The following is an 11423-nucleotide window of genomic DNA, read 5'->3' as shown; positions in this document are numbered from 1 at the left end:
CCATGCTGATCGAAATTTTGGTTTCCGCCTTCGTGCTCATTGGAGCCAGCTTTGCGCTCATCGGCTCCATCGGGCTGCTGCGCCTGCCGGACTTCTACACCCGCCTGCACGGCCCCACCAAGGCAACCACCCTCGGCATCAGCGGCATGCTGATCGCCTCGGGCCTGTACTTCAGCACCTCCACCGACAGCATCAGCCTGCACGAGATTCTCGTCCTGCTGTTTCTGTTCATCACCGCCCCAGTTAGCGCCCATTTGCTCGCCAAGGCGGCCCTGCACCGAAAAGTCTATTCGGTTGCCAAGACGCCTCAGCAGGCATCCCGGCACTCCGCCGCCGGCTGATGTGACCGGCTTGCGCACAGGGCTCAGCTCGGTCAGCACAGCGCTCAGTCCGGTAAACACCGGCGTCTGCAAACCACCGGCGAACCAATTGCCTCCTCCAATCGGCTATCATGCTCGCCTGAGTGCGCGCTTTCGCAGTGGCGCGCGCTAAAGCTCGCTGAACCCCTCGCCGACAAACCACCACGACCATGCCTGTTATGACCCCCATCATCGACCTGTTCCGCGCCGGCGGCTGGCTGATGCTGCCCATTACCCTTTGCTCGGTGGCGACTCTCGCCATTGTGCTGGAGCGCTTCTGGGCGCTTCGGCCCAGCGCGATTATGCCGGGCGATCTGGTGGAGCAAATCTGGCAATGGCATCTCGACCGAGCGCTTAACGACGAGCGCATTGCCACCCTGCGCTCGGACTCGGCGCTCGGGCGCATGCTCGCGGCCGGGCTGGTCAATCGCGAGCATTCGCGCGAAATCATGAAGGAGAGCATTCAGGACACCGGCCGCCAAGTGGTGGCGGAAATGGAGCGCTATCTCGACATGCTGGGCACCGTTGCCTCGGTCGCGCCGCTGCTCGGGCTGCTCGGCACCGTGATTGGCATGATCGATGTCTTCAGCGTCATCATGCAGGCCGGCGTGGGCGACCCAACCGTGCTGGCCGGCGGTATCTCCAAGGCGTTGCTAACGACGGCTGCCGGGCTGTCGGTCGCCATTCCGGCCCTGCTGTTCCATCGCTACTTCAACAGCCGGGTGACGCGACTGGCAATCGGCATGGAGGAGCAATCCCTGCGCCTAGTGGAGGTGATGAAGGGCGAGCGCGAGCCGGATGAAGAAGGCCCACTGCCGTGAATCTGCGCCCACTGCCGCCGCAACCGCCGGAGCTCAATCTGACCCCATTGGTCGACGTCGTCTTTCTGCTGTTGCTGTTTTTCATGATCTCGACCACCTTCGAGCAAGCGCGCGAGCTGCCGATCGCACTGCCAGAAGCCGATGGCCAACCGGCAGAGCAGACCGAGAAAGAGCCCCTGGTCGTCAGTATCGACCGCGACAGCCATTATTTCATCGCCGAGCAGCCCCTGGAGTTGGCCACGGATCAGGCAGCCTCCGATGAAACAATGACCGAGCAGCTGACGCAAGCGCTGCGGGAAGCCGCTGAATCCGCGCAAAGCGAATCGCTGCTGATCGAGGCCGATGCGCAGACCCCGCACCAAGCCGTGATGCGCGTCTTGGACGCGGCCCAGCAGCTCGGGCTGACCCAGCTCGCGTTTGCCGCCGTCCACTCCCCGGGCAGTGCCGAGGTGGGCAAAACGACAGCGCCGGAACCATCAAACTCCAGGCAGGAGTCACCTTCAGCCCGACCAGAAGAGATGGCAGGGGAAAGCCCGCCGCGACCGCAATGAGCCAGGGCGACCCCATGGTCAGCGCGCGGACCATCTACGCGCGTCTGCTTGGCTATGCCAAACCTTATTGGCGCATGTTCGGGCTTTCGATAGGCGGCATGCTGGTATTCGCGGCAACCGAGCCCCTGTTCGCGGCCATGATCAAGCCGCTGCTCGACGGCAGCTTTGTCGAGCGCGATCCGGACACCGTGCGCCTGATGCCCCTGCTGCTGGTCGGGCTTTTCATCGTGCGCGGCATTGCCGGCTTTATTAACACTTACTGCCTGCGCTGGGTCGGCCGGCGCGTGGTGACCGACCTGCGCCAGGAAATGTTCGAGCACCTGCTGCGCGCGCCAACCCGCTACTTCGACACCCATGGCTCGGGGCAAATCCTCGCCAAGCTGACTTACAACGTCGACAATGTCGCCAGGGCCACCACCTCAGCCATCACCACCATTGTGCGCGACGGCTTCACCGCGATCGCGCTGCTGGCCTACATGCTGTATCTGGACGCCAAGCTCGCGGCCATTTTTCTGTTCATCGGCCCGACCACGGCCTTTGCCATCAAATACGCCACCAAGAAGTTCCGCCGTTACAGCAAGCGCATTCAGGAGCGGGTCGGCTCCCTGACCCATGTCGCCCAAGAGGCCATAGACGCCCACCGGGTCATCAAGGCCTTCGGCGGTCAACAGGATGAGCGCGAGCATTTCCGTCAGGTCAACGAAAAAACCCGCGCCCTGCAGATGAAAATGGTCGCGACCGAGGCCATCAGCGTTCCCTTGGTGCAGCTCATCTCCGCCGTGGCCATTGGCATCGTGGTCTATCTGTCCACCATGCAGGGCTTGCGCGACAACATCACCGTCGGCAGCTTCATGTCCTTTGTGGTGGCCATGGGTCTGCTGCTGCCGCCGGTCAAGCGCCTCACTTCGGTCAATTCCCACCTTCAGCAGGGCATCATCGCCGCCGAGAGTCTGTTCGAACTCCTCGACGTCGCGCCCGAGCCGGATACCGGTACCCGCACCCTGGAGCGCGCGCAGGGGCGCATCGACTATGTCGACATCAGCCATCGCTACGACACCGAAAAGGGCCTGGTGATTGAGGATCTGAGCCTGTCCATCGCCGCCGGCGAGAGCGTCGCCCTGGTCGGGCGCTCCGGCAGCGGAAAATCCACACTTGCCAACCTGCTGCCGCGCTTCTATGAGCCCTGCAGCGGGGGCATTCTGATCGACGGCATCGACATCCGCGAGCTGCGCCTGGCCAACCTGCGCGCGCAGATGTCGCTGGTGACCCAGGAGGTGGTGCTGTTCAATGACACCATCGCCAACAACATCGCCTATGGGCGCGTCGGTCGGGTCTCGCCAGAAGAAATTGAGCGGGCGGCCGAGGGCGCCCATGCGCTGGATTTCATCCGCGCCCTGCCGCAGGGTTTCGACACCCTGATCGGCGACCGCGGCGTGCTGCTCTCCGGCGGGCAGCGCCAGCGCTTGGCCATTGCCCGCGCCATGCTGAAGGATGCGCCCATTTTAATTCTCGACGAAGCCACCTCAGCGCTGGATACCGAAGCCGAGCGCCACATCCAGGCCGCCCTGCATGCACTGATGCAGGCACGCACCACCCTGGTGATCGCCCACCGGCTCTCGACCATCGAGCAGGTCGACCGCGTGGTGGTGCTTGACCGCGGGCGCATCGTCGAGCAGGGCTCGCACGCCGAGCTGCTCGCCCGCGACGGCTACTATGCGCGCCTGCGGCGCTTGCAGTTCAGTCATACGCCCGCGGCATGAGCAACCGCACAGGATTCCCGTTCTCGTTGCGGACTACCGGCACCCACCGGCGGAGTCGGCAAGGCTTCCCGAGCCAGCAACTCCAGGCCCTTTGGTATGGTCCGGGGCACCCGCTTGTCTGGCTGCTGTCACCGCTTGGCTGGCTTTACTGCGCCATTGCCCAGGCCCGCGCCGCCCTATGGCGGCGGCGCTGGCGCCAGCCGCCGGCGGCGGAAGATCAGATCGCGACACCTGTCATCGTGGTGGGCAATCTCACTGTCGGCGGCACTGGTAAGACACCGCTAGTACTCTGGCTTGCGCAGCATCTGCGCGCGCGCGGCTGGCGCCCGGGCATCCTCACCCGCGGCTACGGCGGCCAAGGCAGCGATCAGCCCCGACGCGTCCCTGTTGATGGCGACCCGCGCGACTATGGTGATGAACCCGTGCTACTCGCGAACCGCTCAGGCTGCCCGGTGATGGCCGGGGCCGATCGGGTCGCCGCGGCCCGGCGTCTGCTCCAAGACTGCGACTGCGACCTGCTCCTGGCCGACGATGGCTTGCAGCATTACCGCTTAAGGCGCGACCTGGAGATTCTGCTGGTCGATGGCCGGCGCGGTTTTGGCAATCGCCGCTGTCTGCCGGCCGGTCCGCTGCGCGAGCCGGTCTCCCGCGCCCGTCGCGCCGACATCCTGCTGACCAATGGCGGCAGCGACGACAGCCGCCCCAATATGGCACTGCGCCCGCAGCGCGCCATCAACCTCTCGGACCCCAGGCAAACCCGCGCCCTGGCGCAGTTCGTCGGCACCCCCGTTGCAGCGGTAGCCGGCATCGGAAATCCAGAGCAATTCTTCGCGCTGCTCGAATACAACGGCCTGCGTATCACCCGCCTACCCTACCCCGACCACCATGCCTTCAGCCGCGAAGACAGCAAACACTGGCCCGCCGGCCCCGTGCTGATGACCGAAAAGGACGCGCTCAAGTGCCGCGCCTTCGCCGACCTGCGCCACTGGTATCTGCCGGCGACGGCCGTGCCCAATCAGGCTTTCCTCCAGGCGCTCGAACCCCAACTCGTCGCCCTGGAACAGACCCACCAGCGCCCGTCGCCCCATGTCTCCCCCAAGCCCCCGGAGTCATCCGCGTGAACCCGAAAACGTCTTCCGCTTCTCCCAATTCGCCCTTCAAAGTGGTGATACCCGCCCGTTACGGAGCCTCACGCTTGCCCGGCAAGCCGCTGGTCGACATTGGCGGCAAACCGCTGATCGCCCATGTGTGGGAACGCGCCCGCGCCAGCCTCGCCAGCGAGGTACTGATAGCCACCGACGACGACCGTATCGCGGGTGTCTGCCGGGAACTCGGCGCAGAGACCGTGATGACATCTGCGCAACACCCGAGCGGTTCTGATCGCATTGGGGAGGTCATGCGCCTGCGCGCCTGGGAGTCGGACACCATCGTGGTTAACCTGCAGGGCGACGAGCCCTGCGTGCCACCGGCACTGATCAACCAGGTGGCCGGCGCGCTCGACTCCCACCCCGCGCTGGGCATGGCCACCCTGTCGACGCCGATCGACGCAGCACGAGCCCTTTCCGACCCGCATGTGGTTAAGGTGGTGACGGACGCAAATGGCCAGGCGCTGTATTTCTCCCGCGCGCCCATCCCGTGGCATCGCGATGCTTTCCTTGGCGAGCGCGCCCACCTGCCCCCTGGCATCCATTTTCAGCGCCATATCGGCCTCTATGCCTATCGCGTCGGCTTTCTGGAGCGCTTTCTCGCCTGGCCGCCGGCTCCGCTGGAGCAAATCGAGTCACTCGAGCAGTTGCGCGTGTTGTGGAATGGCGAGCGGATTCAAGTCGAGGAGGCCTGTGCGCCCCTGGGCCCCGGGGTGGATACCCGAGATGACATCCCCGCCGTGCTGGAGTGGCTGGGGCTTGTCAGCCAAGGCTAATGGCCACAAGCATCCCAGGAAAGCATCTTGGGCAATCTCGCAGCGACAATCGCCTTGTCGGGTGCTGAATGATGAAAAAAATGCCCCGAGCATGCGCCCGGGGCGATTCACCACTGAGGAGGTTGGAAGACGGAGCTCGGCGGAGAGAGAGGAAAAGAGTCCGTCGATATTAGTTAAGCATATAGCGTGCCAAGTCTTTGCGCCGGGGACAACGACAGCACGAGCGACAGGAAATTTCGGATTTTTTGTGCTTCATCAAACAAGCGCCTGCACGAGCGCTAAAATGGTGAGGCTCCGCTGCACAAATGTCATGGCAAAGTAAAACTCCCTACTCGCACAAACCCTGCCCGCCGGCCGCGCAAGCGCACCATTATTGTGCAGTGTTAGCGATGCGCTGCAATCGGGTGCATGGGCCAGATCCAATCCGGTAGTCTGCGTGAAGATTGGCTGGGCACCAGGATGCTCATGCAGCATATCCGGCAGCCAATGCTAATACTCTCGCCCACCCCTGGTATCGGGAAATCGTGCTAAATTTTCGATGACCTGCGAGTGAGTGCAATCGCGCTGGCCGACGACCGCAAACCATCACTGAATCAGGACTGAATGAGCACAGGGGAGCCTCATGACCGACACCACCAACAACCGAGCAGACGCCGTGCGCGTGCTTTTCGTCTGTATGGGCAATATCTGCCGCTCACCAACGGCGCAGGGCGTCTTTCGCCATCTGGTCCGACAGGCGGGACTCGCCGATCGGATCACCATCGATTCCGCCGGCACCCATGCCTACCATGTTGGCGAACCGCCCGATGCGCGCGCCACTCAGGCTGCGCAGCTGCGCGGGATCGAGCTCGGCGATATTCGGGCGCGGCGCGCGACGGTGGAGGATTTTCATGCGTTCGACTATGTGCTGGCGATGGATCGGGACAACTTCCGCGACCTGAGAGAGCTGTGCCCACCAGGACTAACCAGCCGACTGCGGATGTTTATGGACTTCGCCCCGAATGCGTCGGTGCGGGAGGTACCCGACCCCTATTATGGCGGTCCAAGCGGCTTCGACCGGGTGCTGGATCTGGTCGAAACAGCGGCTGCCGGATTACTGGAAGACATCCGTCGTCGGCTCTGAGCAGTCTTGCTTGCCAGAGCGCCCAGTCTCGCTCCCACCTTTTTTAGGATTCTGGCTTCGGGCTGATTCCGGATGAAGCTGCGCTTTTACATCCTTGCCCTGCTGCTGCTGTTTGGCCTGGCGCCGCTGACGCTGGCGGTGGTGATCAATCTGCCGCTGGTGGTGGAACGCACCGCCATGTTTTTCCAGAAGGCCTATCTGCAAAATCTGCGCGCGGATTTTCGCGATCTCGACCAGCACCTGGCCAGTCGCGACGAGATCATCCGGCTGCTGGCCAAGCTGCCGGACCCAGGCATTTTGCTCGGTACCGGCACCGGCCCTGGCACCAGCGAGCAGCAGGTTGATCTGGCACGCGCGCGCTACACCAGCTGGATCAATCAGATGCTGTCGGACCAAGGCGACATCATTCAGATTCTGTTTCTCGATCACCTCGGCCATGAGCGCTTCTGGCTCGAGCGCGATGCGCAGGATCTGGAGTGGCACCCCACCGAGACCCCACCCGCGCCGCCGAATCAGGGTTTCATCAATGCCGCAGGCAAGCTTGCGCCCGGTGAGGTGATGGTCAGCCGGATTCGGGTCAACCCCTATGCCGCCTCGCGCGACCCGCGCCAGTTGCTCACCTTGCAGCTTGCAAGCCCCATTGGCGAACCGACTCAAGCCGGCGCAGCAACACCCGGGCTCTTATTGATGACCGTGGATGTCGGCGGTCTGGCGCAGTTCTATCGCAACACCCTGTGGGTGCACCACAGCGGCAGCTATCTCAAGCCTGGCCAGCCGATTAGCAACGGGGCCGAGGCCTTTGAGGATTTTCCCGGTCTCGAGCAACTGTTTGCCGAAGGCAAGCTGGCCTTATCGAAGTCCAGCACTGGCCAGCCTTACCTCTGGGTGCCCATGTTCCTGACCGAAGACGCGCTGCCACTGTGGGTGGGACGGCCGGTGGATTCCTCCCCCATCGCTGATTTTCGCAACACGCTGATCGTGCGCGTGCTGTCCATTGTGCTGGTGCTGGTCATGGTGGTAATGGTGATGGCGCGGGCGATCGCACGCCGTGCCGAGCGCTTCGGCCGCGAGCTCACCGCCGGGGTGCAGCACATACTGCGCGAAGGAAAGCCACTGGATTTGCACTGGCGCGGCCCCTTTGAGGTGCGCGAGCTTGGCGAACAGCTCAGCGCCCTGTCCCGCTCGCATGCCGAGCACATCGCCGCGGAGCGCCAGCATACCCGCGAGTTGGAGCGCTCCAACCGCTTCAAGTCAGAATTTCTCGCCAACGTCAGTCACGAGCTGCGCACGCCGCTGAATGCCATCCTGCTGCTATCGAAAATGCTGGCGGACAAGGAATCCGGTCTCGAGGGCGAACAGCGCCGCCAGGCGCAGGTGATTCATGAGGCGAGCACCGATCTGCGCGGCATGATCGACAACATCCTGGATATTTCGCGCATCGAGGCGGGCCAGGTCACCATGAGCCTGGAATGGGTCGACCTGCCCTCCATGCTCGAGGAACTGGTCAACCTGACCGAGGCGATTTTCACCTCCAAAGGGCTGCGGCTCAATCTGGAAATCGCCTCCAACGCGCCGACCCGTCTCTACAGCGATCGCGACAAGATCCGCCAGATTATCAAGAACTTTCTCTCCAACGCCGCCAAGTTCACCCATCACGGCCAGGTGTTGCTCACCGCCGAGGCCCACAGCGACGCGCACTACCCGCTCGCCATCAGCGTCAGCGACACCGGCATAGGCATTCCGCCTGGCAAGGAAGAGATTATCTTTGACGCCTTCCAGCAGGCGGATGGCTCGACCCGCCGGCGTTATGGCGGCACCGGGCTGGGTCTGTCCATCAGCCGCGAGCTGGCCGGGCTGCTGAAGGGAAAAATCACCGTCGACAGCGCCCTCAATCAAGGCAGCCGGTTCACCCTAGCGCTGCCCTTGTCGCTCGACCCCGGAGACATCGCCTCGGTCGAAATCCTCGAAAGCCACGAGGCGCCGATCAGCACGCATCTGGCACCCGCGATTGAGGACCGGGACACGAACGACTCCTCCGAGCTCCCGGCGTCCGACCATAACCAAACCGGCCATGCCCGAACCGACCTGGGCGACGGCTGGGTGCTGCTGCTTGAGCGCAACATCGAGAGCCTGCTCGAGCTGACCGACGATCTCAAAGACCTCGGGCTGCGCGTGCAGACCGCCGCCGACGTCGACGAGGCGCTCGAAACTCTGCAGGAAGACCCTGCCTGCGCGCTGGTGATGCTTGGCGCGCTGGCCGAGCCTGCGGACACCTGTGATAGCATCACGCGCTTGCGCGAAGATCCAGCCTGCGCGCAGCTGCCGCTGATCGTCACCGGGCCGCGCGATGATCCGGCCGCGCAACGCTATCTGGCCTCCGGCGCCGCCGCCTTTTGCGGCAAACCGCTGGCGGCCGACGAGCTAATCGCGCTGATCGATCGCCTTGTCAGCCCAACATCCGCCGCGCGCGACTCCTCTGATCAGTCGTCCGCGCCCGGTGATCCAAGCGGGCAGCAAGGTGCTTCCGGCTAACGCGCGTCCCTGGGTGATGAATCCCGCTCCGCTCCCCGATCCAACATCAAGCAACGCCACCGCCATGCCCGTGAAACCTGGTTACAAGGTCCTGATCGTCGACGACCATCAGCACAACCTCTACACCTTGCGCACCCTGATCCAAAAGCACCTGGATGCCGAGGTGCTGGAGGCCACGAGCGGGCGCGAGGCCATCGACATCACCCTTGACCAGCGCGATATCGACCTGATTATTCTTGATGTTCAGATGCCCGAGATGGACGGTTTTCAGACCGCCTCCTTGCTCAAGCTGCGCAAGCGCACGCGCGATATTCCGATTATCTTCCTGACCGCGGCCTTTAAGTCGGAAGAATTCCAGCAACGCGGCTTCGCCGTGGGTGCGGTCGATTATCTGCTCAAGCCGATCGACGATCTGCTGCTGATCAACAAAATCAGCACCTATTTTCGGCTCATCGAGAAAGAGCGCGGTCTCAATCGCGTGCTGGAACAGAAAGTCGCCGAGCGCACCGCCGCGCTCGAGCGCGAGAAACAATACAACGAGCGCATCATCACCCACATGGGCGAGGCCTTGTTGGTGCTCAACCCTGAAGGCGAGATCAAGTTCGCCAACCCGGCCGCCTGCGCTATGCTCAACTACAGCGCAGAGGATTTGAACGGCATGGCCATTGGCGATGTCTTCGAAGAAGATGGCGACGAGGAAGCTGGCGCCTTCATGGGCACCTGGCTGGAGGCGCTAATCCGCACCGGCGCGCTAAGCAAGATCGACGCGCGCTTCATCGCGAAAGACGGCTTGCGCGTGCCCATCCTGTTCTCGCGTACCGCTTTGCTGGACCCGAACAACCGCATCAGCGACATTATCTGTATCGCCAAGAACATGACAGGGTATATTCGCCTGCCTGAGGAAGACGCGCCACAGGAGCACGAACAAGGATTGGACAACGCGGAACGCGCGGACGAGTTCGCCTTGGCGGCAGCACCCGTCGCGCCCTAAAGGCAAGACACGCATTGATGGATGGCTATCCGCGCCGGGCGAAACAACCTCCAGGTCCCGGCACCCGGTAGGAGGGCTGAACAACATGAGCGAACAACCAGAACAACATCCGAGCCCGGAAAATACCACCCTGACCGCCAACGCGCTCAAGGCCATGGCGCATCCGCTGCGCTGGAAAATTCTCTGCTCGCTCGGGGACCAAGAGCTCTCGGTCGGTGAAATCGTCGAGCGCACGGGCACCTCGCAGAGCAACATTTCCCAGCACCTTGAGCAATTGCGCAACAAGAACATCGTCATTGCCCGCAAGGACGCCAACCGCATTTTCTATCGCATCCGTAACGGTCAGTTGCTGGAGCTGATCGGAATCATGCGCGACGTGCTCTGCCCCGCAAATCTCGATGATCATTATCCGCGCTGATACTCTCAAGCCGAAAACGCGCCGCCGCGGCAACTGTTAAAGCATTCACCGACCACCGATCACTGGAAACATCATGCTGAATCCTGAGCAATGGTTCACCGAGATCGCCGACAACTCCGGCAGCGCCTTCTCACTGCGCATCAAGAGCAAGCTGCATGAGGAGCAGTCGCCCTACCAGAGCATTGAGGTGTATGACACCGAAGGCTTCGGCCACCTGATGGTGATCGACGGCTTCACCATGCTGAGCAGCCGGGATAATTTCCTCTACCACGAGATGCTGTCCCACCCGGTGCTCTTCACGCATCAGGCACCGCGTCATGTCGCCATCATCGGTGGCGGCGACTGCGGCACCTTGCGCGAAGTGCTCAAGCATGCGGATGTCGAGTTGGCGATGCAGATCGATATCGACGAGCGCGTGACCCGGGTGGCCGAGCAGTTCTTCCCCGAGCTGACCGAAAGCAACCAGGACCCACGCGCCCGATTGCTGTTTGAAGACGGCATCGCCTGGATTCGCCAGGTCGACAAGGCGAGCCTGGATGTGATCATCATCGACAGCACCGATCCGGTCGGTCCGGCCGAGGGGCTGTTCACCGCGGACTTTTACCGCGACTGCTTGGCGGCGCTGGCACCCGGTGGCCTGCTGGTGCAGCAAAGCGAATCGCCGCTCTACAATATGGACATCATCCGTGGCATGTATGCCGATCTCAACGAAGCAGGCTTTGCCGACCAGCGCACTTTGTTCTTTCCGCAGGCCATTTATCCCTCCGGCTGGTGGAGTGCCACCATGGCATCCAAGGACCGCACGCTCGCGGACTGGCGCCGCGAGGCAGCGCAGACGCCCGGCTTTGCCACCAAGTATTACAACGCAGCGATGCACCAAGCATCCCTGGCCGCGCCCCAGTTCTTTGTCGAGGCCATGGCCAAGCCTCCGACAGTGCTTTGAGTGG

General features: G+C 62.9%; 11 protein-coding genes. All 11 read left to right on the top strand.

Annotation, left to right across the window (positions count from 1 at the left end; genetic code table 11):
• Nucleotides 1–2: 2 nt before the first annotated feature.
• The gene (locus tag Thiosp_RS09065; RefSeq protein WP_201067882.1) at nucleotides 3–341 is read left to right on the top strand and encodes a Na+/H+ antiporter subunit G; all 339 of its coding nucleotides are present in this window, start codon (nucleotides 3–5) and stop codon (nucleotides 339–341) included.
• Between the two features lie 188 nt (nucleotides 342–529).
• Nucleotides 530–1180: a MotA/TolQ/ExbB proton channel family protein gene (locus Thiosp_RS09060; protein ID WP_207188092.1), complete on the top strand. Its 651-nt coding sequence runs from the start codon at nucleotides 530–532 to the stop codon at nucleotides 1178–1180.
• Nucleotides 1177–1731: an ExbD/TolR family protein gene (locus Thiosp_RS09055; protein WP_201067883.1), complete on the top strand. Its 555-nt coding sequence runs from the start codon at nucleotides 1177–1179 to the stop codon at nucleotides 1729–1731. The genes Thiosp_RS09060 and Thiosp_RS09055 overlap by 4 nt, the downstream gene beginning before the upstream one ends.
• Complete coding sequence (gene msbA / locus Thiosp_RS09050) at nucleotides 1728–3491, top strand: lipid A export permease/ATP-binding protein MsbA (RefSeq protein ID WP_201067884.1); 1764 nt, start codon at nucleotides 1728–1730, stop codon at nucleotides 3489–3491. The genes Thiosp_RS09055 and msbA overlap by 4 nt, the downstream gene beginning before the upstream one ends.
• Nucleotides 3492–3517: 26 nt before the next feature.
• Nucleotides 3518–4612 carry a tetraacyldisaccharide 4'-kinase gene (lpxK, locus tag Thiosp_RS09045; protein ID WP_323696999.1) on the top strand — a complete coding sequence of 365 codons (1095 nt, stop codon included), beginning with the start codon at nucleotides 3518–3520 and terminating at the stop codon, nucleotides 4610–4612.
• Nucleotides 4609–5412, top strand: a complete 804-nt coding sequence (kdsB, locus tag Thiosp_RS09040; RefSeq protein WP_201067886.1) for a 3-deoxy-manno-octulosonate cytidylyltransferase — start codon at nucleotides 4609–4611, stop codon at nucleotides 5410–5412. Before lpxK ends, kdsB begins: the two co-directional genes overlap by 4 nt.
• Before the next feature lie 622 nt (nucleotides 5413–6034).
• Nucleotides 6035–6535: a low molecular weight protein-tyrosine-phosphatase gene (locus Thiosp_RS09035; RefSeq protein ID WP_201067887.1), complete on the top strand. Its 501-nt coding sequence runs from the start codon at nucleotides 6035–6037 to the stop codon at nucleotides 6533–6535.
• Nucleotides 6536–6607: 72 nt separating this feature from the next.
• Nucleotides 6608–9067 carry an ATP-binding response regulator gene (locus Thiosp_RS09030; RefSeq protein ID WP_201067888.1) on the top strand — a complete coding sequence of 820 codons (2460 nt, stop codon included), beginning with the start codon at nucleotides 6608–6610 and terminating at the stop codon, nucleotides 9065–9067.
• A 64-nt stretch (nucleotides 9068–9131) separates the two neighbouring features.
• Nucleotides 9132–10058 carry a response regulator gene (locus tag Thiosp_RS09025; RefSeq protein WP_242518710.1) on the top strand — a complete coding sequence of 309 codons (927 nt, stop codon included), beginning with the start codon at nucleotides 9132–9134 and terminating at the stop codon, nucleotides 10056–10058.
• An 85-nt stretch (nucleotides 10059–10143) separates the two neighbouring features.
• Nucleotides 10144–10476, top strand: a complete 333-nt coding sequence (locus Thiosp_RS09020; RefSeq protein ID WP_201067889.1) for an ArsR/SmtB family transcription factor — start codon at nucleotides 10144–10146, stop codon at nucleotides 10474–10476.
• A 73-nt stretch (nucleotides 10477–10549) separates the two neighbouring features.
• Complete coding sequence (gene speE / locus Thiosp_RS09015; RefSeq protein ID WP_201067890.1) at nucleotides 10550–11419, top strand: polyamine aminopropyltransferase; 870 nt, start codon at nucleotides 10550–10552, stop codon at nucleotides 11417–11419.
• Nucleotides 11420–11423 lie beyond the last annotated feature (4 nt).

The organism is Thiorhodovibrio litoralis (genome assembly GCF_033954455.1).
Classification (GTDB): Bacteria; Pseudomonadota; Gammaproteobacteria; order Chromatiales; family Chromatiaceae; genus Thiorhodovibrio; species Thiorhodovibrio litoralis.
Note: the sequence above shows the minus strand (reverse complement) of the source record. Positions and strands in the feature narration are given on the sequence as shown.

Excerpts from the sequence above, each read along its gene's own strand:
- Thiosp_RS09065 (WP_201067882.1), top strand. The coding sequence starts at position 3 with ATGCTGATCGAAATTTTGGTTTCCGCCTTCGTGCTCATTGGAGCCAGC.
- Thiosp_RS09030 (WP_201067888.1), top strand. The coding sequence starts at position 6,608 with ATGAAGCTGCGCTTTTACATCCTTGCCCTGCTGCTGCTGTTTGGCCTG.
- msbA (WP_201067884.1), top strand. The coding sequence starts at position 1,728 with ATGAGCCAGGGCGACCCCATGGTCAGCGCGCGGACCATCTACGCGCGT.
- speE (WP_201067890.1), top strand. The coding sequence starts at position 10,550 with ATGCTGAATCCTGAGCAATGGTTCACCGAGATCGCCGACAACTCCGGC.
- Thiosp_RS09020 (WP_201067889.1), top strand. The coding sequence starts at position 10,144 with ATGAGCGAACAACCAGAACAACATCCGAGCCCGGAAAATACCACCCTG.
- Thiosp_RS09060 (WP_207188092.1), top strand. The coding sequence starts at position 530 with ATGCCTGTTATGACCCCCATCATCGACCTGTTCCGCGCCGGCGGCTGG.
- Thiosp_RS09025 (WP_242518710.1), top strand. The coding sequence starts at position 9,132 with ATGCCCGTGAAACCTGGTTACAAGGTCCTGATCGTCGACGACCATCAG.
- Thiosp_RS09035 (WP_201067887.1), top strand. The coding sequence starts at position 6,035 with ATGACCGACACCACCAACAACCGAGCAGACGCCGTGCGCGTGCTTTTC.